The organism is Streptomyces ipomoeae 91-03, from assembly GCF_000317595.1.
In the GTDB taxonomy this organism is placed as follows: Bacteria; Actinomycetota; Actinomycetes; order Streptomycetales; family Streptomycetaceae; genus Streptomyces; species Streptomyces ipomoeae.
Genome location: NZ_AEJC01000056.1, coordinates 58,190 through 81,416, shown reverse-complemented (window position 1 = coordinate 81,416; position 23,227 = coordinate 58,190). Strand labels below are relative to the sequence as shown.

The 23,227-nt window shown below is 69.5% G+C and carries 16 protein-coding genes; 8 read left to right on the top strand and 8 right to left on the bottom strand.

Annotation, left to right across the window (positions count from 1 at the left end):
• Nucleotides 1–82: 82 nt before the first annotated feature.
• From STRIP9103_RS03175 to STRIP9103_RS45830, 4 genes are all read right to left on the bottom strand, one after another.
• Entirely contained in the window at nt 83–763 is a 681-nt protein-coding gene (locus tag STRIP9103_RS03175) for a response regulator (RefSeq protein WP_009297360.1), read from the bottom strand.
• Entirely contained in the window at nt 760–2,433 is a 1,674-nt protein-coding gene (locus STRIP9103_RS03170) for a sensor histidine kinase (RefSeq protein ID WP_048819587.1), read from the bottom strand. Before STRIP9103_RS03170 ends, STRIP9103_RS03175 begins: the two co-directional genes overlap by 4 nt.
• A 334-nt stretch (nt 2,434–2,767) precedes the next feature.
• Nucleotides 2,768–6,085, bottom strand: a complete 3,318-nt coding sequence (locus STRIP9103_RS03165) for a S8 family peptidase (RefSeq protein WP_048819600.1) — start codon at nt 6,083–6,085, stop codon at nt 2,768–2,770.
• Between the two features lie 785 nt (nt 6,086–6,870).
• Entirely contained in the window at nt 6,871–7,518 is a 648-nt protein-coding gene (locus STRIP9103_RS45830; protein WP_234022097.1) for an SDR family NAD(P)-dependent oxidoreductase, read from the bottom strand.
• Nucleotides 7,519–8,250: 732 nt separating this feature from the next.
• On the opposite strand from STRIP9103_RS45830, the gene STRIP9103_RS03150 reads away from it, so the two are divergent.
• From STRIP9103_RS03150 to STRIP9103_RS03135, 4 genes are all read left to right on the top strand, one after another.
• Nucleotides 8,251–9,162 carry a S1 family peptidase gene (locus STRIP9103_RS03150; protein ID WP_009297374.1) on the top strand — a complete coding sequence of 304 codons (912 nt, stop codon included), beginning with the start codon at nt 8,251–8,253 and terminating at the stop codon, nt 9,160–9,162.
• Nucleotides 9,163–10,055: 893 nt separating this feature from the next.
• Complete coding sequence (locus STRIP9103_RS03145; RefSeq protein WP_048819585.1) at nt 10,056–11,192, top strand: ABC transporter ATP-binding protein; 1,137 nt, start codon at nt 10,056–10,058, stop codon at nt 11,190–11,192.
• 12 nt (nt 11,193–11,204) lie between these two features.
• Nucleotides 11,205–12,023, top strand: coding sequence for an ABC transporter permease (locus STRIP9103_RS03140; protein ID WP_009297330.1), 819 nt, complete (start codon nt 11,205–11,207; stop codon nt 12,021–12,023).
• Between the two features lie 2 nt (nt 12,024–12,025).
• Entirely contained in the window at nt 12,026–12,838 is an 813-nt protein-coding gene (locus STRIP9103_RS03135) for an ABC transporter permease (RefSeq protein WP_009297349.1), read from the top strand.
• A gap of 80 nt (nt 12,839–12,918) precedes the next feature.
• Here the strand turns inward: STRIP9103_RS03135 and STRIP9103_RS03130 are convergent, their stop codons facing one another.
• Nucleotides 12,919–13,647 (bottom strand): TetR/AcrR family transcriptional regulator, encoded by a 729-nt coding sequence (locus STRIP9103_RS03130; protein ID WP_009297333.1) that lies wholly within the window; start codon nt 13,645–13,647, stop codon nt 12,919–12,921.
• Nucleotides 13,648–13,876: 229 nt separating this feature from the next.
• Here STRIP9103_RS03130 and STRIP9103_RS03125 point away from each other — a divergent pair, with 229 nt between their 5' ends.
• Nucleotides 13,877–15,469 carry an MFS transporter gene (locus STRIP9103_RS03125; protein WP_009297368.1) on the top strand — a complete coding sequence of 531 codons (1,593 nt, stop codon included), beginning with the start codon at nt 13,877–13,879 and terminating at the stop codon, nt 15,467–15,469.
• Nucleotides 15,470–15,556: 87 nt separating this feature from the next.
• Here STRIP9103_RS03125 and STRIP9103_RS03120 read toward each other — a convergent pair whose 3' ends face one another.
• Both STRIP9103_RS03120 and STRIP9103_RS03115 read right to left on the bottom strand, forming a co-directional pair.
• On the bottom strand, nt 15,557–17,269 hold the full coding sequence (locus tag STRIP9103_RS03120) for an IclR family transcriptional regulator domain-containing protein (RefSeq protein ID WP_009297342.1): 1,713 nt from the start codon (nt 17,267–17,269) through the stop codon (nt 15,557–15,559).
• Nucleotides 17,270–17,391: 122 nt separating this feature from the next.
• Entirely contained in the window at nt 17,392–18,690 is a 1,299-nt protein-coding gene (locus STRIP9103_RS03115) for a M6 family metalloprotease domain-containing protein (protein ID WP_009297351.1), read from the bottom strand.
• Between the two features lie 270 nt (nt 18,691–18,960).
• Between STRIP9103_RS03115 and STRIP9103_RS03110 the strand changes: the two genes are divergently transcribed.
• Nucleotides 18,961–19,605, top strand: coding sequence for a TetR/AcrR family transcriptional regulator (locus STRIP9103_RS03110; protein WP_009297380.1), 645 nt, complete (start codon nt 18,961–18,963; stop codon nt 19,603–19,605).
• Between the two features lie 220 nt (nt 19,606–19,825).
• Nucleotides 19,826–21,373: an MFS transporter gene (locus tag STRIP9103_RS03105; protein ID WP_009297390.1), complete on the top strand. Its 1,548-nt coding sequence runs from the start codon at nt 19,826–19,828 to the stop codon at nt 21,371–21,373.
• Nucleotides 21,374–21,532: 159 nt separating this feature from the next.
• Here the strand turns inward: STRIP9103_RS03105 and STRIP9103_RS03100 are convergent, their stop codons facing one another.
• Nucleotides 21,533–22,063, bottom strand: a complete 531-nt coding sequence (locus tag STRIP9103_RS03100; RefSeq protein ID WP_009297320.1) for a MarR family winged helix-turn-helix transcriptional regulator — start codon at nt 22,061–22,063, stop codon at nt 21,533–21,535.
• 342 nt (nt 22,064–22,405) lie between these two features.
• Here STRIP9103_RS03100 and STRIP9103_RS03095 point away from each other — a divergent pair, with 342 nt between their 5' ends.
• Nucleotides 22,406–23,212, top strand: coding sequence for a dioxygenase family protein (locus STRIP9103_RS03095; protein ID WP_048819584.1), 807 nt, complete (start codon nt 22,406–22,408; stop codon nt 23,210–23,212).
• The last annotated feature ends 15 nt before the right edge of the window (nt 23,213–23,227 follow it).

The window sequence follows — 23,227 nt, the reverse complement described above, 5'->3', positions numbered from 1 at the left end:
GGTGCTGGGCCTGGTGTCACTCCGCAACCCGGGATCTCGACACTGCCGGCCTGCGCACCCCTGCCGTCGCCGCGTGCCGCTGTCATGAGGCCGGCAGCAGGCCGGCCTCATGGGCGAGAATCGCGGCTTGGACACGGTTGGCGCAGTCCAGCTTGGCCAGGATGTGCCGCACGTGTGTCTTGACCGTTCCCTCGCCCAGGTAAAGCCTTCTGCCGACCTCGGCGTTGGACAGGCCTTGGCCGATCAGGACGAGCACGTCCCGCTCGCGCTCGGTCAGCAGGCCCACCAGCCGCCGCGCCTCGTCGGCCCGCCGGGCATTCGTGATCACGTACTCCTCGATGAGGTCGCGGGTGACGCGCGGGGAGAGGATGGCATCGCCGCTCGCAGCGACGCGTACTGCCTGGATGAGCTCTTGCGGGCCGGTGTCCTTGAGTACGAAGCCCGCCGCTCCGGCGGCGAGCGCGCGGGTGACGTACTCGGCCTCGCCGAACGTGGTCAGCATGACCACCCGGACCGACGGTGCCCGGGACGCCAGCATCTCCGCGGCGGTGAGGCCGTCCGTGCCCGGCATCCGGATGTCCATCAGCACCACGTCGACGCGGTGACGGACGGCGAGATCGACCGCCTCCGCGCCATCGGCGGCCTCCGCGACCACGTCGATGTCGTCGGCGTGCGCCAGCACGAGGCGCAGCCCCGCGCGCAGCAGTCGCTCGTCGTCGGCCAGCAGGACCCGGACGGGTCGCGCCGAGTTCTCGCTCGTCACCGTCGCATCCCAGGGGCGCCCTTGACACCTTCATCGCCACCGACCTCGTAGCGGTCGATGCTGATCAGGTGATCTTGAAAAAAACAGTATCGGTCAACACGGGCTTGACTGTCACTCAGCCATTCCTGGGCGTACATACAGGCGTCGGCGGACGGTGGGGGCGGCGACTCGACGGATCGTGCGGCCAGTCGTGCCATCGGGTCGTCCAGGCCAACGATGGTGTCCACCTCCTCGCGGGTCATACCGAAAGCGACCGCGTCCGTGCCGGACCGCTCCACCATCTCCCGGTACTCCGCTGAGTACCAGGGCAGAGCATTGAGTACGACGGCGAGCAGCGCCGCCACGCTCACCAGGCCCACGATGAGCACGGCGGAGGTTCCCTGACGCATTCGGTGGCCAAAAGGCGTCTGTGGTCCGACAGTTGGTGTCGGCGAGGTCGGCGGAGTGCCGCCCGCCTTGTCCTGCTGGATACGTCGGGTGTCCGGGGTGGGCCCGACCGACTCACACAGGGGGAGCCGGGAGGTCATCCGGAAACCGCCCTCCTGGGTGAGGCCGATGGAGAACTCGCCGCCGAGCAGGGCCACACGCTCCTGTACGCCGACGAGGCCCAGCCCAGTGCCGGCCGAGAGCTCGGTCCCCCCGGGTACCGCCTCCGGGCTCCGCCCGTTGGAGACATCCACGCGGAGGTTGTCCGGACCGTGTTCTACCACGACCGAGACGGCCGAGCCGGACGCGTGCCGGTGCGCGTTGGTCAGTCCTTCGCGGACGACGCGGTGTACGGCCCGTCTCACCGGCACGGCGACGTCGTGCAGGTCGGCTCCCTGCCACCTCAGGCCGACCTCCACACCCGCCGAGCGGGACTGCTCGACCAGGCGCGTGATGTCCGAGCGCAGACCCGTCTTCTCGACCGGCTGCAGCGCCGCGTGATCGCTGTCCGTGGAGCGCAGTACGCCGAGAATGGCACGCAGTTCGCGCATGGCGGTTTGCACCGTGCCACGGATCAACCTGGCCTCGTCGCCGCCCGCCTTCGGTGTCTTGCCGGTCGACGCCAGCTCCAGAGCCCCCGCGTACAGAGAAATGAGGCTGAGCCTGTGCCCGAGCTGGTCGTGCATCTCCTGGGCTATCCGCGACCGCTCCTGAAGACGTGCCGTCGACTCCGCCAGGCGGTAGTTCTCTTCGAGGAAGTGGGCCCGCTCCCGCAGCGCGTGGACCACGTGGTCCGCCGTCCCGAGCAGCGCCCGGACCCCGGCGGGCAACCCCAGGCAGACCAGCGCCGTGACCAGGTGAAGCCCTGTCACCACGGACATCGGCATGAGGGCGGAGAGCAGCCCGACGCTGTAACCGGTCACGGCGGCCAGGCCCAACACGGCGACCCTGAACCCCCTCGACCGGCGCTGCCCGCAGAGGTTGAAGGCCGTCACGGCGACGGCGATGCCCGACGCCGGCCACCAGCCGAGCAGCGTGGCCGCGGCGACCACCGCGACGGCCGGCGCCCACAGCCGGATCAGCGTGGCGGCGACCGCGCCGCCGACAACCGCCCATGTCCAGCGCGGTTCGACGACGAAGTCCACCGACGTCCAGTCGGTCCCGGTCCAGTTCCTGGCGGTCACCCAGGTGATCACGGCGACCAGCCCGAGCAGTCCGATCTCCCGCGCAACACGTTCGACCACCGCCCGCGTGCCGGGTAACGCTGTCGCATGGGCCTCCCGCACGACACGGGATACGGTTGAACACCGCACCGCGTTCACCTCCGGACCGCAGAACCGGAGGCTCCAGCCGCCGCCGGCCGTCGACCGGAATGCTGCCATCCGGGACTCGTTCCGCGAAAGCGAAGCATGAGCGGGTGCCGGTCGGGTTGCGGCCCTGAGTGGTTCGTTTGAGGCGCAGGAGTCCCGTCGGTCGGTAGAGCTGGTGACGGGTACTCGGTTCAGCGGAGGTGGGCAGACATGAGCGCCCGCCGGGGGCTGGGGAATCCGGCGGGCCGCTCGGCTCATCGGGGTGGTGTCACTTGCCGAGGTAGGCGTTGTGGACCGCGATCACCGCGGTGTTGCCCTTGCTGTCAGTGATCTCGGCGCGGAAGGCGATGCCCTTGCCCTTCGCCGGGTTCTTCACGGAGACCTGGCCGTTCCTGACGGTCAGCTTGCGCCAGGTTCGGCCGTCGTCGTACGAGGCGTGGACCGCCAGCGACTTGAGGTTCCGGCCCGCCGCGGCGCCCTCGACGGCGACCGGAATGGACTGGGTCCGGCCGGCGGGAGCCGTGCTGTCGAGGCCGAGCGCCGGGCGGAAGCGGACCGTGGAGAGCGGCATCGCCGTTTCCTCGCCGGTCTTCTTGGAGCGGAAGGTCCAGCTCGCGTCGATACGGGTGGAGATCGCTCCCACCTTGGCGCTGCGCTTGAAGGAGGTGGTCAGCTTGTACCGGGCCTCCGCGGCCGGGACCTCGTACTGGCGAGTGCCCTCGAGCGGATCGTCGGTGTCGACGATCTTGACTCCGTTGCGGTGGAGCGTCGTCCTGACCGACGAGTACGCCGAAAAGCCGGGGTGGCCCTCGCCATCGGTGTAGACCGGCAGCACAGCGGTCATGGAGTTGCCCGTCCTCATGACGCCGGCTCCTTGGACCAGGCCGGGTGCGAGGACACCGGTGCCGAACGTCTCCTGGTAGGTCCTGCCTGCCCGGTAGGTCTGCGGGGCGTCCTGGGAGAAGGAGACTTCGGTTCCTGGTTCGGCGCCCTCGTACTGTATGGAGCCGAGTGTCCAGCCGACGTTGTCGGCCGTCGACAAGCGAAGGGTGCGCTGGGCGGGCAGATTGCGCCTCTGCGGCCAGGCCAGAAGGTCCAGCCCGGTCGACGGCAGATAGCCGCTGGGCATGACCACACCCGTCTTGCCGGGCGCGGCGGCCCCGACCGCGGCCTTCACGGTTGCGAACTGATCGGCCGTGAAGTGCTTGGCGTAGCCCGTGGCGAACTTCTTCACCGGGCCGCCGGACACCGTGGCGTACTGGGTGGAGGTCCCCTTTTCCCAGACGCCGACCCACTGCTGGATCATGCCCCGGGGAACCTGCGGTCCGAGGTGCGCGGTGCGCGTGTTCTTGAAGGATCGGGCCTGGAAGAGCACTCCGATGTCGTCGTCCTCGTCCTGGTACCTGAGGAAGGAGACGGCGTCCGCCGGCTCGGCCCCGGTGTCGGGGACCGTCACGTCGACGGGCTTGGTGGTGCGGGCGTCGATCGTCACCGTCGTGTCCTTGGTGACGTCCAGCTTGGGCTGGACGATCCAGTCGCCGCCCTTGTCGCCGTCCTCGGGATCCTCGTACATCTGGGTGGTGAGGAGATAAGTGCCCTTGGGAACGCGGAGCTTGGCGGTGCCGGACGCGTCGGGCGCGGGAAAGTCCATGTACTGCGAGGCGAGACCGGCCGTGCCGTTCAGCTGGCTTCCCGTGCCGGCGGCGGACGCGGGCTTGCCGTCCCGGCCGATGTACTTCAGCGTCACGTCGTACGACGCGATCTCGCGGTTCACACTCACCGCCGTCCGCACCGCCTGGCCGCCGCCCGTGGCGGTCACGTACGCGGAGTACGCCCCGTCCGTGGTGCCGCCGAGCTTGGTGTTGACGGTCAGGTCGACGGAGGCCTCGCCTCCGGCCGGCACGGTGACGGTCGTGGCGCCGAGCTTGAAGAAGCCGGAAGGAGCGGCCTGCCCCTTCGGGTCGGTGGCGGTCGCCGCGAGCTTCAGCGTGACGTCCGTCTTCCCGAGATTGCGATAGGTCAGCTTCCTGGTGACCGGTGTGTCGTCGGCGTGCGGCCACTGCTGCGTACCGAAGTTCACCGAGGAGGGGTCCGCGATCAGGGACTGCTTGATGGCCTTGTCGACCTGGATACGGCCCGCGCCTTGCTGGAACACGGAGTACCGGCCGTCCTTGGCCGAACCGGTCAGGGCGCTCTTCAGTTCGGTGTACGTCCAGTCCGGGTGGACCTGCTTCACGATCGCCGCCGCGCCCGCGACATGCGGGGTCGCCATCGACGTACCTGAAATGCTCATGTAGCCCGGCGGGTTCTGGCCCACCTCCCTGGCGATCACGCTGCCCGGGACCGCCGCGGCGGTGATGTCCACGCCGGGCGCGGTGACGTCGGGCTTGACGGCACTGTCACCGATCCTCGGGCCGACGCTGGAGAAGTCGGCCAGCTTGTCCTTGTCGTCGACCGCACCGACGGTGAGCGCGGCGTCCGCGCTGCCGGGTGAGCTCATCGTGCCGTGCGGGCCCGGTCCTGCGTTGCCCGCCGCGATGGCGAACAGGATGCCCTTTTCGGCCGACAGTTTGTTGACCGCGGCCTCCATCGGGTCCAGCGCGGGGGAGTCCGGACCGCCGAGGCTCATGTTCACGATGGCCGCGCCCTGTTCGGCAGCCCATTCCATCCCGGCGATGATCCCGGAGTCGGTGCCGGAGCCGTCGTCGCCGAGAACCTTGCCGTTGAGGATCTTCGCGCCGGGCGCCACGCCCTTGTACTTGCCGTTCGACTTGGCGCCGGTGCCGGCCACGGTGGACGCGACGTGCGTGCCGTGGCCGACGCGGTCCTTGGTGTCGGGGGACTCCGAGAAGTTCTTCTGGGCGACGACCTGGGTCTTGAGGTCGGGGTGGGTGGCGTCGACGCCGGTGTCCAGCACGGCGACCTTCACGCCCTTGCCGTCGTAGCCCGCGGCCCACGCCCGGGGCGCGCCGATCTGCGGGACGCTCTTGTCCAGGCCGGCCTTCCGGATTCCGTCCAGCCAGACGTGGGCGACGCCGGGGGCGGTGGTGCGGGCGCCGGAGCGCGCCTCGTCGGTGAGGGTGTTCCACAGCTTGGTGGCGTCATGCTGTGCGACGGTGACCGCGTCAGCGTTCAGGGCCTTGAGCGTCCGGCGCTTCTGAGCGTCACCGACGTCACGGACCTCCGCCTTCATGGTGGCGGCGCGTCCCCGGTAGCCGATGATCACAGGCAGGTCGGCGTTCCGGCCCCTGTGCTTGGCCGTCTTGTCCAACTCGCCGATGTCGAAGAGCCGTTGGTCGAGTGTGCCATCGGCTAACAGACGGTGCGCGTCCGCGGGGACGACCAGGGTGCGGCCGTCCCGTATGTATACCTGGACGGGCACCTTCTCCCGGCTCTTCGCCGGCTCCACTCCCTTCACGCGGCCCTTGGCGTCGACGACGACCTGGTCACCGGTGACGAGGGTGACACGGTGCACGGACGCGCCCCGCGCGGTCACGTCGGCCGTGACCGTGCCGCTCATCGCGTGGGCCTTGGCCCCTCCACTCTCTGATCCACTCTCTGTGCCGGCCTGCGCGGGACTGGTCATACCGACCGTCAAGGCCGCGACCGTCGCCCCGGCGACAGCGGTCACGCAGGCTCTGTCCACTGCTCTACGCCAGTTCGACTGTGGGGGGTGAAAGCCGAGAAGCCGGCTTTTATTGCGCATCGGACACCCTTCTGCGAGGAAGACGACCCGTCGCCACTGCGGAGAACTCCGGCCCTTCGGCGACAACCTCCAGGGGGTGGGTGGTGCCGATGGGGGCTGGGGCGTCGTGGCGTCGACCGGCGTCGGTATGTGCGGTCGCCGGTCGGTCAGCAGGATGGAGTGCCGTGGAGGGGCGCATCTTCTACCGGAAGGCTCAATCGCCTCTCCCGTGCGAGAGAGCGCCGTGCGAGAGAGCGCCGTGGGAGAGAGCGCCGTGGGAGACGGCGCAAAGAGGGACGCGCCCTGATGCGTGCTGACTCCCCGTCACCTGGCGAGCGAGGTCACATTGCACGAAGGCGCTCGGGCGGGCGCTCAACCGGGGTGTGTCCATTCGCCGTCTCCCGGCCGTCGTTCGATCACCGCCACCAACGGATGCGCTCTGTCGATCGGTAGAGGCGAACGGGTCGTCCGGTGGGCGACGCACCCCTTCATGACAGGCAACCGGTCGTATTCCCGGAATGAGGGCCGGCCATGATCGATGCCGCAGTGCGGGTGAAGACCTTCGCCGTGCCGCGTGTGGCACGGGCTGCCGTCCCCTGAAAAGGCGGCCGGGAGGGCCTGCGGGGATGTCCTGGAGGCCGCTCCTGCTCGACGGCCTCCGGCCGGGTCCGGCTGCGCTGATGTCCTCAGTGGATATGGGAGCCTCCGTCGGCGTGGTGGGTCGCGCTGGTGACGAAGCTGGATTCTGGTCGGGCCGGGAAGGCGATGATGTCGGCAACGTCGTGGACGCTGCCCATGCGGCGCGTCGGGATGTCGGCGATCATGGCTTCCTTGCGATTCTCGGCCAGCTCGCTGGGGGCGATCTCGGTGTCGATCGAGCCGGGTGTCACGGAGTGGACGGTCAGGCCGGACGGACCGAGCTCGTGGGTCAGGGATCGAGAGAAGCCGAGGAGTGCGCGGCCTTGCCGAGGGAGCCCACTCCGCCGAAGACGCTTCCCGCGTCGGCCTCGCCATGATGCTCTCCCGCTGAGTTCGCTCGTGTTCGGATGGCGCTTTGATGTCGCATCGATGCTGTATAGGGTGCTGCGTCGTAGTTGTCGGTCGTGATATTTCTTCCGTGTTCTGCTATCGGTCTGCGGTCTTCGGTCTGCGGTCTTCGTGCGGGCGGGGTGGTGAGATGATGTGGCGGGAGAATTTGGTGCCGGAACTTTTTGGGGGAATTCGCCTTCGGGGTGCGGCTGCCGCTCAGTGGAGCGGAAATGCTCCCTCCGTAGCTCCGTACGAGGTCGGCCGGATTCCAGCCTCCCCGGTGCCAGGGTTTCCTTCGGGGCCACCGTCTTCTTGAGTTTTTCCACGAGGCGGCGGTAGGCGTGGTCGCTGTAGGAGTTCGGCGGGCTTGAGTCGGCGGTCGGCGGCCACCGGTCGGCCGGAGTTCCCGGATCGTGTCCACCGCCGGCTCGAAGTCCGTGTCCGCGTCGATGGAGAGCGTGGCGGGGGCGTACGCCTCGGGCAGGCGCGTCAGGCGGACGCGCATCCTGGTGACGATGCCGAAGTTGGACTGTACGAACGACCGGTCCAGCGACGGCCCCGGACTCCGCCGCTTGTACGCGTGCCAGGCCCTGCCACGCGGGAGCGCGCTCCCCCCGCTCCCGGCGATTTTCGGACTCGGCCCGTCGGTGCCGTGCACGAGGTCGGGAAAAGCGTGAGCGTGGTGAACGTCAGGTCGGGGACCGCGTCTGACGTCAACCCGGGCCGCTCGTGCGGGGCCTGTCCGCCCGCGCGGCCGGCACGCCCCGGGAAGTAGCCGCCCGGCGTCGTCCAGAAGCCGCGAGGCGATCTCCCGTCGTCGTCCGGCAGCACAACCCGTCGTGGCCCATCGGCATTTGCGAGGACGGATACCGATGGGCGGACGCGAAAAGGCTGCTCCGGGTTCCATTTTGAGGCCATCTTGATGGTGTCGGAATCTCTCCATCCGTGTATTCCAAGGGAGTTCACAGGATGCGATGATGTCGCCCTTGGCGCGGACGAGTTCAGCGCGCCGGCATTCGGAATGGAGAACACCCCCCATGCAACACCCCACGCAATCCCCCTTGCCCTCCAACACCGCCCGCAGAGCTGCGGTTCGCAGGATCGGCTCCGGTGTCGTCGCGGCGGGCGCGGCACTCGGGCTCGCCGCCGCCTCCGTCTCGACGGCGCACGCCGCCACCTCGGCGGACCGTGGCAGGCCGAGCGCGCAGATCATCGGTGGCAGCGCCCAGGCCAACGGCGCCTACCCGTTCATGGCCGCGCTGCTCTCCAAGGGCAAGGCGAGCCCGTTCGACCGGCAGTTCTGCGGTGGCAGCCTCTACTCCGCGGACATCGTGATGACGGCCGCGCACTGCGTCATGGGCACCAAGCCCAAGGAAATAGAGACGGTCGTCGGCCGGACCGTGCTGTCGAACAAGAAGCAGGGCCAGCTGCGCAACGTCGCCGACATCGTCATCCACCCGCGCTACCTCAAGAAGCAGGAGGCGTACGACGTCGCCTTCCTGATCCTGAAGAAGCCGGTCAACGGCATCGCCCCGGTCCGCATCCCGACCGTGGGCACCGACGCGCTGATCCGCCCCGGCGCCAAGGCCACCGTCATCGGCTGGGGCAACACCAACACCGATGTGCCGTCCTTCCCGGACCGGTTGCGCGCGGTGGACGTCCCGATCGTGTCGCACGTCGAGTGCAAGGCGACCTACCCGCAGTACGACAAGAAGGTCAATGTCTGCGCCGGGGTTGAGGGCAAGGACTCCTGCCAGGGCGACAGCGGCGGCCCGCTTTTCCGTAAGCTCGAGGGCCGGGTGTACCAGATAGGCATCGTGTCCTACGGAGAGGGCTGCGCCGAACAGGGCGCCCCCGGCGTCTACACCTACCCCGGTTCCGACGAACTGTGGGACACCCTCGACGAATCCGCCAAGGGTAAAAAGCTGAAGGCCCGCCTCGGCCGCTGACGCGAACCAAGCGAAGCGGCTGAAGCGACCGACGCCCGGCGCCATTTCGGCGCCGGGCGTCGACGCTTTGCCGTTCGGGAAACGCCGGCTGCCGCCAATACGGCCGTATTGAGGCCCCGAAGAGAACCACCGGCGACGGAGCGACGGCCGGGTGATTCCGGGCAGCCCGTCGCCCCGCCAAGGAGAGCCGTCGAAGCGCGCCGCCTCCTTTGCGGAACTCCCGGCGGTAGGCAGACGGTTGAAGGCGGAACGGACGCGGCCGAGGATCGCCGTGCTCGTCGGCCCGCCTGTGTCGCCGAGGAGCGCCGCAGTCGTCAGCCTGCCGGTGTCGCCGAGGAGCGCCGTGCTCGCCGTCCTCCCCTGTGTCCCCGAAGGGCCGCCGTGTTCGTCGGCCTCGCCGGTGTTGCCGAAGGGTTGCTGTGTTTGTTGGCCTCCCCTGTGCCCCCGAAGGGTCGCCGTGTTTGTCGGTCTCGCCGGTGTTGCCGAAGGGTCGCCGTGTTCGTCGGTCTCGCCCGTGTCTCCGAAGGATCGCCGTACTCCTCGGTCTCGCCCGTGTCTCCGAAGGATCGCCGTACTCCTCGGTCTCGCCCGTGTCTCCGAAGGATCGCCGTACTCCTCGGCCTCGCCCGCGCCCCCGAAGGGCCGCCGTGCTCCTCCGCCTCGCCCGCATGCCCGGCGCCCGATCGACCCGCTGTGCGGCGCGGGCGATGCGGCGATGCGGCGGTGCGGGCGGTGCGGCGGTGCGGGTGGGGCGGGAGTTCGGCGGCCCGCCCCCGTCACCGCCGCCCTCATATTCGCTTCTCTCGGCCACCTCGCCGGCCCTAGCATTGCCGCCGCTGTTGCCGAATGATGTTCGATATTTCGAACGGACATCTCTCGAGTGAACGGATGTGATGCCGTTGTCTGCGGTGATCGAGGCGCGCGGGTTGTCCAAGGTGTTCCATACGACCGTGCGCCGCCCCGGGCTCGCCGGGGCGTTGAGGTCGCTCGTCAGCCCGGAGCGGGTGGCGAAGGTGGCCGTGCAGGACGTCGACTTCACCGTCGGCAGAGGCGAGTTGCTCGCACTGCTCGGTCCCAACGGGGCCGGGAAGTCCACCACCATCAAGATGCTCACCGGCATCCTGACGCCCACCTCCGGTGAGGCGCTGGTCGCCGGAGTCGTCCCGCACCGGGACCGGGAGCGCAACGCCCGCAACATCGGGGCGGTGTTCGGGCAGCGGACGCAGCTGTGGTGGGACCTGCCGGCCCGGGAGTCGTTCGAGATCCTCCGGGACATCTACGGGGTCCCCGAGGGCCAGTTCCGGGCCCGTATCGAGGAGTTCGACGGACTGCTCGAACTGTCCGAGTTCTGGGACACCCGCGTCCGGCATCTGTCGCTCGGCCAGCGGGTCCGCTGCGACCTCGCCGCCTCCCTCCTCCACGACCCGCCCGTCGTCTTCCTCGACGAGCCCACCATCGGCATGGATGTCGTGGTCAAGGAGCAGGTACGGCGCTTTCTGCGGCACCAGGTCGAGGAACGGGACCGTACCGTCCTGCTCACCACCCACGACATGACCGAGGTGGCCCGGCTCGCCGAACGGGTCGTGCTCATCAACCACGGCCGTATCGTGCTCGACGGCCCGCTCCAGGAGATCCGGCGGCGTTTCGGCGGCACCTGGCAGGTCCGGGTGACCCTCACCGACCTCGACGACCTCACCGACCTCACGGACCCCACCGACGTCGCCGACCCCACCGACGCCTCGCGTGAGATCGACCCCGCCCGTCTCCCGGGGTTCGAGGGCATCGCCGTACTGCGCAGAGAAGGACCGCAGTTGGTGTTCGGCCCGGTCGGCCCGGACGCCCCCACCGTGCACGAGGCGCTGAAGCTGATCATCGGACGGTTCCGGATCGCGGATCTGGCGCTGGAGGAGAACGACCTCGAAGACGTCATGCGCGCCGCCTACCTCAGCGCCGTACCGGCACAGGCGCCCGCCGACGAGTCCGCCGAGGCGGACGAGTCCGCCGTCCCGACCGCCTCCCAAGGCGGTTGAGCCATGACAACCATGTCAACGACCGCCACGCTCGCCGCACGCGCCCGGCGCATCGCCTGGATCACGCCCCGGGGCGAGCTGCTGGCCCCGCCCCGTATGACCGCCACCGCCATCCGGCTGTTCGTCCAGGTCTGCCTGGTCGTCTACCTCTGGCGGGGCCTGTACGCGAACACCGACTCCAGCGCCGGGCTCGACGAGACCCAGGCCGTCAGTTACGCCGTACTCGCCGTGCTCGCCAACCGGATCCGCGGCCTGGACCGGCGCGCCGGACGCGACACGGTGATCCAGCATCTGCACTTCGGGACGATCGTCTACTGGTACCTGCGCCCGCTGAAACCCCGGCGCTACTACGCGCTACGGGCCCTCGGCGACCAGATGTACGGCTTCGGCTGGGTGCTGGCCGGATACGTGCTGTGTCTCGCCGTCGGAGTCGTCGCCGCGCCCTCCTCCCCAAAGGTCGCGGCGGTCTTCGCGGTGAGCATGCTCCTCGGCCAACTGGTGCTCCACTACGTGATGACGCTGGTCGACCTGCTGTGCTTCTGGACGCTGCGCAACGAGGCGGCCCTGATGATCCTCCTCTTCGCGCAGAACCTGCTCTCGGGGGTGTACGCGCCGCTCTGGTACTTCCCGGACTGGTTCATCACGCTCAGCGCGTTCCTGCCGTTCCAGTCGACGCTCGGCGTTCCGCTCTCCATCTACGTCGGGCGGATCGGCGTCGACGACGCGCTGGCGCAGATGGCGGTCCAGGGCGTCTGGATCGTGCTGCTCGCCCTGCTCACCCGCTGGCTCTGGGACCGGGCCGGCCGACGTGTCGTCGCCCAGGGAGGATGACCATGACCACCTTCCTCAACTCCTGGCGGGTCGTCTGGCGGATCACCAAGCTCAACTTCCGGGCCAGACTGGAGTACCGGGGCGAGTTCCTGATGGGCGTCGCGATCGGGGCCATATGGCAGGTCTCCATCATCGTCTTCGCCTCGGTGCTGCTCACCCGCTTCCCCGGGCTCGGCGGCTGGTCCAGCTCCGACGTGCTGCTGATCGCGAGCATGCGGATGCTCAGCCACGGGCTGTACGTGCTCTTCCTGGGCCGGGTCCAGTACATGAACATCCTCGTCCAGGAGGGGATCGTCGACCCCTGTCTGATCCGTCCGATGCCGGTGTACCGGCAGATCCAGCTGGCCTTCTTCCCGGTCAACGCCATCGGGGACCTGGTTGTGGCGGTCGGGCTGTTCGTCGCCGCGCTCCAGCGGAGCTCGCACGACTGGACTGCGGGGCGGATCGCGTACGTGGTGGCGGGAGTGCTCGGCGGGATGCTGGTCGAGGCCGCGATGTTCACGGCCGTGGCCGCCGCCGCGTTCCACTTCCCGGCCACCTCGTACTGGACCCAGTGGCTGGAGGAGCTGATGGGGACCTTCGGGAGCTACCCCCTCAGCATCCTCCCGAAGGCCGCCTCCGCGGCGTTCACCTTCATCGTGCCGCTCGCCTTCATCGCCTATTTCCCGGCCGGTGTGCTCACCGGCCACGGCGGAGCCATGGGTGTCCCGGAGGCCCTGGCCGTGGCCGCCCCGTTCATCGGCCTCCTGGCCTTCGTACTGTCCCGGCTCCTGTGGAACTGGAGCCTGAGCCGGTACACGGGCGTCAACGGGTGACGTGTGGTGAGCGGGTACCGGGCAACGGGTAGTGCGTAGGGTCAGTTGACGGGTTGGAGGGGCGGCCCCCTGGTTGATGGTCAGGTGAGTCGCGTCTCCAGCCCGTCCAGCACCCGCTCGAGCCCGTACTGGAACCCCTCCTCCCGGGCCGCCCGGGGATCCGTCCCCCGCTGTTCGGCGTAGCCCTCGCGGAGCAGCGGATAGTCCTGGGCTGCCTCCTCGGCGGCCGGCCACAGCCGCTCGACCACGCTCTGTTCGTCCTGGCCGCTGCGGGCGAGGACGGTGAGCCAGGCGGCCTCGCTGGTGGCCATGCCGGTGACGTACGCGACGAGCGTGGCGACCGCCCGGTCCGCCTCGGAGGCCGGGAACCCGGCGGTGGTCAGCAGCTTCAGCATGGCCTCCGAGACCCGCATCCAGTTGGGGCCGAGGTAGGACATGCCCATCTCGCCGAGTACCGAGGCCAGCCACGGGTGGCGCAGGATCGTCGCGCGCAGGCTGTGGGCGCAACGGGCCGTGTCGGTACGCCAGTTCGCCGGGTCGGGGGAGGGGTTCACCTCGATCTCGCCGTACACCTCGTCGACGGCCAGCTCGATCAGCTCGTCCTTGTTGGTGACATGGCGGTAGAGCGAGGTGGCGCCGGCGCCCAGTCGACCGCCGAGCTTGCGCATGCTCAGCGCGTCGATGCCCTCCTCGTCGAGCAGCCGCAGCGCCTCCGCCACGATCTGCTCCCGGCTCAGCGCGGGCTGCTCCCGCCCGGTCCGCGGCCGGGTCCACACCGACTGGAACGCCTGCGGCTTCTCGGCTGACATGGGGCCTCTCCTTCGCTGCGTACGGCTGACGCGATCAGCGTACGGTGTTCGCATCCGTACGGCGTACCCCCTTGCGAACACTGTTCGCGAAGAAGTACGGTGTTTCTCAGAACGCACGGCGTACCGAGCAGGATCCTCCTCGCCGCCGTGATCGCCGTAAGTGCTGTGACTGCTGTGACTGCTTGGCCGCTGCAACTGCTCGAACCGACGCGTGAGAAGGGCTGGAGAAATGGATCAGCTGACGGACCGGAAGCCGGACCGGAAGCCGGACCGGAAATCGGACCGGAAGGCCCGCGATCCGCGTCGCTGGCTCATCCTGATCGTGCTGTGCCTGAGCACGTTGGTGCTGGTCATCGACAACATGGTGCTCACCGTGGCGATCCCGACGATCGCCGAGGACCTGAAGGCCGGCAGCCAGGACCTCCAGTGGATCCTCGACTCGTACATGCTGGTCTTCGCGGGTCTGCTGTTAACGGCGGGCAGCCTCTCCGACAAGTTCGGCCGGCGGAAGACGATGATCGTCGGACTGGCGCTCTTCGGAGCCGCGTCGGTGGTGGCGATGGAGGCGACCAGCCCCGGGGCGCTGATCCTCGGCCGGGTGCTGATGGGAGTCGGCGGCGCACTGATCATGCCCAGCACGCTCTCCATCCTGATCACCGTCTTCGACGAGGACGAGCGGCCCAAGGCGATCGCGGCCTGGAGCGCGGTGGCGATGGTCGGTCTGGTCGGCGGTCCGGTGCTCGGCGGCGCGCTGCTCGCGCACTTCTGGTGGGGCGTCGTCTTCCTGATCAACATCCCGATCGCGGTGCTCGCCATCGTGGCCGCGCTGGTGCTGATGCCGGAGTCCAAGGGGCCGTGGCGCAAGGCCGACCCGCTGGGCATGGTGCTGTCGATGGTCGGGATGACCGCGCTGATCTGGACGATCATCGAGCTGCCGAAGGGTGGCCCGGGTGAGCCGGGTACGCAGGTCTCGCTGGCCGTGACGCTGCTGTCGCTGGTCGGTTTCGCGGTGTGGGAGACCCGTACGCAGTCCCCGATGGTCCCTGTGACGCTGTTCCGGAACCGGGTGTTCACGGGGGCCAGCTTCTCCCTGGTCCTGCTCACCCTCGCCAACGGCGGACTGATGCTGGTCCTCACCCAGTACCTGCAGTTCGTCCTCGGCTACTCGGCCACCGAGACGGGCCTCGCCTTCACCCCGGCGGCCGTCGCGACCCTCGTCTTCAACGGCATCGGTGCGGGCCTGCTCCCGAAGACGGGCAACCGGGCCATGGCCTCGGTGGGCCTCCTGGTGATCGCGGCGGGGTTCGGACTCCTGTCCACCCTCTCGACGTCCAGCGGCTGGGGTGTGCTGGCGGGGGCGATGTGCCTGATGGGGGCGGGTAGCGGGCTGGCGATGCCGGCTGCGATGGCGGCGATGATGGGCGCGATCCCGGACGAGCACGCCGGTGTGGGGTCCGCTCTCAACGACACGATCCAGCAGGCGGGTGCGGCGCTCGGGGTCGCTGTCCTCGGGGCGATCCTCTCCTCCACCTTCACCGGCAATATGCCGGCCGACGCCCCTGGGGCCGCCGCCCACTCCATGGGTGACGCGCTGGCGGTGGCCACGGCCACCGGGGACGACGCCCTGCTCGCTGCCGCGTACGACGCCTTCACCTCCGCGATGTCGGCGAGTTTCCTTGCAGGGGCGGCGGGGGTTGTGGGGGCGGCGGTGCTGGCCCTGCTGTTGATGCGGGGTGGGAAGGGGGTGGTTGTGGCTGGGGCTGAGCAGGGGCCCACGGAGGCGACCACCGAGCCCGCGCCCTTGGCGTCCGCGAACCACTGAGCCGACCCCATCGAGACCCCGGGCCACGCCCTTCAAGTGGCCCGGGGTTCCGCCGTGTTTTCCTCGCGGGGGCGGAAAAGGAAGGCCTCACGCCCCCGCGACCCGCCGGAACTTCTCCGCCACCCGCAGCTCCGCCTCCACCCGCCCCACCGCGACCCGCAACTCCGGCAGCACTTCCCCCACACACTCCTCGACACTCCGCCGACTGCTGTGCATCGCCACATTCACGGCAGCGACAACCCGCCCACCCCGCCCCCGCACCGGCACGGCGATCGACCGAAGCCCCTCCTCCAACTCCCCGTCGACCAGAGCGAACCCGTCCTCCCGCACCCGCTCCAACACGGCCAGCAACTCCCCGCGATCGGTGACCGTCCGAGGGGTCAGCGGCACGAGCTCCGACGGCAGAGGAACGCCATCCCGCAGGAGATCGGCGAGCATCACACGCCCCAACGACGTCGCATACGCGGGCAACCGCGTCCCGACCGTGATGTTGACGCTCATGATGCGACTGGTGGCCACCCGAGCGGTGTACTGCACCTCCTCCCCACCCCCCGTGAGGATCGCGAGCGACGCCGAGTCGTGCACCCGTTCGGACAGCTCCGCCAGATGCGGCGCGGCGATACGCGGCAGCGGCAGCATGGACAGCGGCGGAAACCCCAGCCCCAGCACCCGGGGCGTCAGCCGGAAGAAGCGGTCGTACGAGGTGACGTACCCGAGGTGTTCGAGGGTGATCAGCGCCCGCCGAGCCGTCGCCCGGGCGAGCCCGGTGGCCTGCGCGACATCGGTGAGCGTCAACTCGGCCCGCCCCTCGCCGAACGAGGTGATGACGGTCAGCCCACGGGCGAGCGACTCGATGAACTCCCGCCCCAGCTCCTGCTTGGAGGCCCCGGTCCAGGCGGCGAGCCCGAGGGGAGACACGCCCGCCCCCTCCCCGGGCCCGCCCGGCGCACCTGAGACGCCCCCCGGCCCGGAGGCCGCCCGCAGCTCCCGTTCCATCTCGGCCACCGTCGCCCGCAGCCGCGGCAGCAGCGCCGTACGCAGGGACTCCGCCGTGTGCCGGCTCGTATGACTGACGACATTGACCACGCACGCGACCCGCCCGGTCCCGGGATCCCGTACGGGTACGGACACCGCCACCAGCCCCGGCTCGATCAACTGGTCGTCCAGAGCCCACCCCTGGGCGCCCGCCTGAGCCGTACGGGCCTCGAAGTCGTCGTACGCCCCACCGCGCGGCGGCACCGCCGGAAAGCCGCGCCCCTCGGGGTCGGCCTCCCGCCGCGCCCGCCACCGCGCCCAGTCGGCGGCGTCCCACTCGGTGGCGAACAGCGGCCCGGGCGCGGTGCGCTCGGCGGGCAGCAGGTCGCCGATGCGGAAGCTGAGGGACATCGCGCGGCGCCGGGTGGCCTGGTGGATGAAGCGGATGCCGTCCCGGTCGCCGACCGCGAGGGACACCGACTCGTCCAGCTCGTCGGCGAGGGCGTCGGCGTACGCGTCCAGCAGCCGGGGGAGGCGGAGGGCGGCCAGATAGGCGTTGCCCAGCTCCATCAGCCGGGGCGCGAGCACCGCGTCACGCCCGTCCAGCCGTACGTACCCCATCCGGGCCAGCGTCGCCGTGATCCGGTCGACCGTGGACCGCGCCAACCCGGTGGCCTTCTCCAGCCCACTGAGACTCATCACCCCGTCCGCCTCGGTGAGCCGCCGCAACACGATGATCCCCCGCATCAGGGGTGCGACGGCCTCGGCGGGCGCGGAGGCGGCGGCCACGGACTCGTCGGCAGCGCTCATGACGTTCGGGAGCATGGGCTCACGGTAATGCGGCCCAGCCGCGCCGCTGAGCCGGGTGCCTCAGAGCTCGGGGGCGGGGGTGCGTCGCGGGCGCGGGTCGTGTGCGGTTGCTCCCGTGCTTTCGTCCCCGACCACACTCACTGCCTGGTGACCCGCACCCGGTGATTCCCCGCGACATCCGTCCCCGTCACCGTGATCGCGACTCCCGACCTGAGGTCCCTGAAGGTCTCCCCGAGGACGAGCGGCGCATCCGACAACTCGGCGTGGACGTTGGGGCTGCGGGTGCACCCTCCGCTGTCCCGACGGGAGTCGTACACCCTGATGGGCCCGTGCCCGGTCTCGATGCCGACGTCGACCCGGTAGACCAGCACGCCGGGACGGCACACGGCGTCGTCGTTCCCGGCCCGGGTGCGCAGTTCGAACGCGTACGCGGTACGGGAGGTGAGGGGGACGACGACCAGCTTCCCGCCGCCGGGTTCGGCCAGCGGGGTCAGCGTGTACTCGACGCTCCCGCGGGCGGCCACGCAGCCGACCTGGGCCGAGTCGAGCCAGCCGAGCTTCCACTTGTGCCAGCCGAGGAGATCGTTGTCGACGCCCCAGTCCTCGCTCATGATGTCCCAGTGCCCGACCGCGCCCCCGCCCTCGTGGGTGTAGAGGTCGGGCAGTCCGAAGGAATGGCTGTTCTCGTGGGGAAGGACGCGGTAGCCGGTCTCGGCGTAGGAGCCGGACCCGTCGTCCTGGCGGCTGTAGACGAACGACGCGTTGGAGATCGGGACCCCGTCGGCGATCGGCGCCTCCCGGTTGCCCGCGAAGGTGACGGACAGGACCGTGTCGAGGGCGGAGGGTCCGGCGTTCGGGGTCATGAGGACGTTGACGAGGTCGTACGTCCGGAAGTCGACGAGCGGGTCGGCGACCCGCACCAGGTCCTCGACGAGACGGCGGTAGCCGGGTTCGAAGGGGGCGCCGCGCTGGATGTCGTACGCGCGGAAGGGCCTGGGCATCCGCAGCCACTCGGTGACCGGGGCCTCGGGACGGTAGTCGAGGCGGCCGTACGAACTGGTCCTGAACCACTTCCGGGTCTGCGGCGCGAACTCCGCGAAGCGGTCCATCGCGCTGCCCTCGCCGGGTGTGTCGGAGAAGTCGATCATCAGGTTGAGGGCGCGGACCGTGCCGGTGGAACGGGAGTAGCCGGGCGGGGTCGGTATGCCCTCCGACATCTGGACGCCGACCTGGCTGCGGAGCAGGCAGGGACCGAGCGCCGAACCGCGGGCCACGGCCGTGGCGCCCGCGGCCGTCGTCGTCCCCGCCATGAGGTGCCCGCTGCCGGCGGAGGTGCTGACCGCGAGCGTGAGAACGGTGACCGAGGCGAGCCCGACGACGCGGCGCGGGCATATCCGGCGCCGTACGGACGATGAGCGCGGGTCCGGCTGCTGCATGCAGGGTTCCCTTCGCGTCACGGCAGCCGCCCGTGAGGAGGCTGCGCCCTCTCGATCACCCTGGGCCGGGGGGTGCGGGGACGCGCGCTGGCAAGGGCCGAACGTGTGTTTTCACCTTCAGATGACGGCGCCCCCGGGAGAGCCAGTGACTCAGGTCACAGAGAATCTCTTCGGCGGCGGGAAATAACCGGGGATCACTTCCCCGTTTAGCCAGATGTCCGAGCGAAACGGGGACTCCATCCCCGGATAATCACTCTCAAGGAGTACGCCGTGCAGACCGCCACCCCCGTTCAGCGCAAGGCGCCCCGTCCGCGGGCCGACGCCCTGCGCAACCGGGAGCGGATCGTCACCGCCGCCCGGGAGATGTTCGTGGAGTTCGGCCCCGAGGTGCCGCTCGACGAGATCGCCCGCCGGGCCGGCGTCGGCAACGCCACGGTGTACCGCAACTTCCCGGACCGCGACGCACTGGTCCGGGAGGTCGTCTGCTCGGTCATGGACCGTACGGCGCGCGCGGCCGAGGCCGCGCTGACCGAGACCGGCGACGCCTTCGAGGCGCTGTCGCGGTTCGCGCACACCGCCGCCGCCGAGCGGATCGCCGCGCTCTGCCCGATGGTCCAGAGCACGTTCGACAAGCACCACCCCGACCTGGAGGCGGCGCGTGAACGGCTGGAGGACCTGATCGACGAGGTCATGGACCGCGCCCGGCGGGCCGGACAGCTCCGCGCCGACGTCGGCGTCGGCGACATGATGCTCGCCGTCAGCCAGCTCAGCAGGCCCCCGGCCGGCACCCAGTGCACGGGCGCCGACCGCTATCTGCACCGCACGCTGCAACTGTTCCTCGACGGCCTGCGGTCCCCGGCGCCCTCCGGCCTGCCCGGCACGCCTCCGACCATGGAGGACCTGCGTCAGGCCTGACCAACCGGTCGGCGACGCCCCGAGAGCCACCACTCACGACACAGACCTCCGGCCGTCAAGGATGACGCGCCGTACCTCACGACACCCTTTTTCTGCCGCCAAGCACTGATATTTCCGTACGGACCTTTCTTGCCTTCCGTACCGACCTTCCTTACCGACCTTCCGTACCGGTCTTTCCGTACTGATCTTTCCGTCACGAAGTCCCGGAGTGGGTACCCCCATGTCTGAAACAGCCCGACGCGTCGCCGAGCCGTCAGTGGACGACTCGCACTCGAACCGCTGGAAAGCGCTCGTCTTCATCGCGCTCGCCCAGCTGATGGTCGTGCTCGACGCGACCATCGTGAACATCGCTCTCCCGTCCGCCCAGCAGGACCTGGGGATATCCGACGGCAACCGTCAGTGGGTCATCACGGCGTACGCGCTGGCCTTCGGCGGTCTGCTGCTCTTCGGTGGCCGTATCTCCGACCTGTGGGGCCGCAAGCGGACCTTCGTCACCGGTCTGGTCGGCTTCGCCGGTGCGTCCGCGCTGGGCGGCGCGGCCACCGGTGAGGCGATGATGCTGGGCGCCCGCGCGCTCCAGGGCGCCTTCGGCGCGCTGCTCGCGCCCGCCGCGCTCTCCCTGCTCGCCGTGATGTTCACGGACGCCAAGGAGCGCGCGAAGGCGTTCGGCATCTACGGCGCGATCGCGGGCGGCGGCGGCGCCGTCGGCCTGATCCTCGGCGGCTTCCTGACCGAGTACCTGGACTGGCGCTGGACCTTCTTCGTCAACATCCCGTTCGCGGTGATCGCGGCGGCCGGCGCGTACTTCGTCATCCGTGAGCCGGAGGGCGGCCGCAACCGCTCCCCGCTGGACATCCCCGGTGTCATCCTGTCCACCCTGGGCCTGGTCTCGCTGGTCTACGGCTTCACCCGGGCCGAGTCCGAGGGCTGGGGCGACGGTCTGACCATCGCCCTGTTCATCGCCTCCGCCGTACTCCTCGCGGCCTTCGCGCTCGTCGAGTCCAAGGTCAAGGCCCCGCTGCTGCCACTGCGCGTGATCACCGAGCGGAACCGCGGCGGCGTGTACCTCTCCCTCGGCCTGGCGATCATCGCGATGTTCGGCCTGTTCCTCTTCCTGACCTACTACCTGCAGATCGTGAAGGGCTACTCCCCGGTCACGACCGGCTTCGCCTTCCTCCCCATGATCACGGGCATGATCATCGGCTCCACCCAGATCGGCACCCGCCTGATGACCCGGGTGGCACCGCGCCTGCTGATGGCACCGGGCTTCCTGGTGGCCGGCGTGGGCATGCTCCTGCTCACCCAGATGGAGGTCGACTCCTCGTACGTCGGTCTGCTGCTCCCGGCCCAGCTCCTGCTCGGCCTCGGCATGGGTACGGCGTTCATGCCGGCGATGTCCCTGGCCACGTATGGGGTGGAGCCGCGTGACGCGGGCGTCGCCTCGGCGATGGTCAACACCTCCCAGCAGGTGGGCGGCGCGATCGGTACGGCCCTGCTGAACACGGTCGCCGCGTCCGCGACGACCGCCTACATCAAGGACCACATCGCCACGGCCACCTCCAAGCCGGCCGCCCAACTCGTCGAACTCCAGGGCATGGTCCACGGCTACACCAACGCCATCTGGTTCGCCGTAGCCATCCTCGCCTTCTCCGCCACCATCGCCTTCACCTTCGTCAACACGGGTAAGCCGGACATGACGTCACCCTCCGGGACGGGCGAGACGGAGGGTGCGGTGGACGAGGTCAGGGTGCCGGTGGTGGCCCACTGACGGCAGACCTCTTTGAAGGGGCGAAGCGGCGCCGCCCCTCTTTGAAGGACGAAACCCGACAAAGAGGGGCGCGGGGAACTGTGCGACCAGCCACGAACGACCCGCGGCTGCGGACAACGGGCAGTCCCACGGCGCCCCACGGCCCACCGGAGCGGAGCGCTACCGCAGCCACGGCAGATCGGCCCCCGCCTCCTTCGGCTGAAGTCCCTCGGCGATGATCCCCATGATCTCGCCGAGGGACTTCTGCTGTTCCGGCGTGAGCCGGTCGAACATCGCCTGCCGTACGGCGGCCACATGCCCCGGCGCGCTCTTGGCCAGAATCTCCTGCCCCCCGTCCGTGAGCACCGCGAACTGTCCCCGCTTGTCCGAAGGACAGTCCTCGCGCCGCACCCACCCGTTCTTCTCCAGCCGCGCCACGGCGTGCGAGAGCCGAGAGCGCGTGATCTTGGTGTGCATCGCCAGCTCGGTCATCCGCAGCCGCCGATGCGGTGCCGCGGACAGCACCACCAGTAGGTGGTAGTAGAGGTGCGGCATGCCCGCGTCGCGCTGCAACTGCCGGTCGAGATGGTCCTCCAGAAGGGTCGTGGCGTCCACGTACGCCAGCCAGGTCCGCTGCTCGTCCTCGGTGAGCCAGCGGGGCTCGTCGATGTCTGGGGCCGTGTCGGTTGCCGTGTCGGATGCGGTGTTCATACACCCACTGTACGAGTACCCTTCTTGAATTTTGAACTATAGAGATGTATGGTGAAGCAATAAATATTGAGACTTCAATTACTGGGGAGTCGAGAGAGGTCTCAAGCGCCTGAAAGGCGCTGATGTGCACGAAGAAGCCTGAAGAAGCCGAAGAGGCAGAAGAAACCAAACAGTCTGAAGCGACCGCAGTGCCCGCTGAGGCATATGCATCCCGCATGTGGTGCATCACATGTATGTGATGCATGCGATGTATATGTCGTACGCGATCTACGCACCCATACGGCAGGAGTGCTCCACGCCCTGCGGGCTCTGCCGGTCGCGAGTGTCTAGGGAGTCACCCTGATGTCCGCCGCCACAGTCACCGAGGGGCGCCCCGCGGTGGAGCGCATGCCGGCGCTCTACCTGAGCCACGGCGCCCCACCGCTCGCCGACGACCCGATCTGGCCCGGCGAACTGGCCGCCTGGTCCGCGACCCTGCCCCGCCCCAAGGCGATCCTGATGGTCTCCGCCCACTGGGAGGAGGCCCCGCTGGCCCTCGGCGCCGTGGACCCCGTGCCGTTGGTCTACGACTTCTGGGGCTTCCCCGAGCACTACTACAAGGTCCAGTACGGCGCTCCGGGCGCCCCCGAACTGGCGGAGTCGGTCCGCAAGCTGCTGCGCGCCCCCGGCACCCCGGTCCAGGACATCCCCGACCGAGGCCTGGACCACGGCGCGTACGTCCCGCTGGTCGAGATGTACCCGGAGGCCGACATCCCGGTCCTCCAGATCTCCATGCCGACGCTGGACCCCCTGAAGCTGATGGAGATCGGCCGCAAGCTGGCCCCCCTCCGTGACGAGGGCGTCCTGATCGTCGGCTCCGGCTTCTTCACCCACAACCTGGCCGCCCTCCGCCGGGGCGGCATCCCCTCGTGGTCGGCGGAGTTCGACGCCTGGGGCCACCAGGCCCTCGAATCCCAGGACTGGGACGCACTCGTGGACTTCCTCCACAAGTCCCCGGCAGGCCACCTGGCCCACCCCCGCACCGAACACTTCGCCCCGCTGTTCGTGACGATGGGCGCGGCGGAGGCCTCCGGCGAACTGGACGCTCAGAAGTCGGTGATCGACGGCTTCTGGATGGGGTTGGCGAAGAGGTCGGTGCAGTTCGGCTGATCCTGGGGGCGGCTT

Coding starts and splice junctions, on each gene's coding strand:
- STRIP9103_RS03150 (WP_009297374.1), top strand. CDS start 8,251: ATGCAACACCCCACGCAATCCCCCTTGCCCTCCAACACCGCCCGCAGA.
- STRIP9103_RS03120 (WP_009297342.1), bottom strand. CDS start 17,269: ATGCTCCCGAACGTCATGAGCGCTGCCGACGAGTCCGTGGCCGCCGCC.
- STRIP9103_RS03140 (WP_009297330.1), top strand. CDS start 11,205: ATGTCAACGACCGCCACGCTCGCCGCACGCGCCCGGCGCATCGCCTGG.
- STRIP9103_RS03115 (WP_009297351.1), bottom strand. CDS start 18,690: ATGCAGCAGCCGGACCCGCGCTCATCGTCCGTACGGCGCCGGATATGC.
- STRIP9103_RS03135 (WP_009297349.1), top strand. CDS start 12,026: ATGACCACCTTCCTCAACTCCTGGCGGGTCGTCTGGCGGATCACCAAG.
- STRIP9103_RS03125 (WP_009297368.1), top strand. CDS start 13,877: ATGGATCAGCTGACGGACCGGAAGCCGGACCGGAAGCCGGACCGGAAA.
- STRIP9103_RS03145 (WP_048819585.1), top strand. CDS start 10,056: ATGCCGTTGTCTGCGGTGATCGAGGCGCGCGGGTTGTCCAAGGTGTTC.
- STRIP9103_RS03105 (WP_009297390.1), top strand. CDS start 19,826: ATGTCTGAAACAGCCCGACGCGTCGCCGAGCCGTCAGTGGACGACTCG.
- STRIP9103_RS03130 (WP_009297333.1), bottom strand. CDS start 13,647: ATGTCAGCCGAGAAGCCGCAGGCGTTCCAGTCGGTGTGGACCCGGCCG.
- STRIP9103_RS03095 (WP_048819584.1), top strand. CDS start 22,406: ATGTCCGCCGCCACAGTCACCGAGGGGCGCCCCGCGGTGGAGCGCATG.
- STRIP9103_RS03165 (WP_048819600.1), bottom strand. CDS start 6,085: ATGACCAGTCCCGCGCAGGCCGGCACAGAGAGTGGATCAGAGAGTGGA.
- STRIP9103_RS03100 (WP_009297320.1), bottom strand. CDS start 22,063: ATGAACACCGCATCCGACACGGCAACCGACACGGCCCCAGACATCGAC.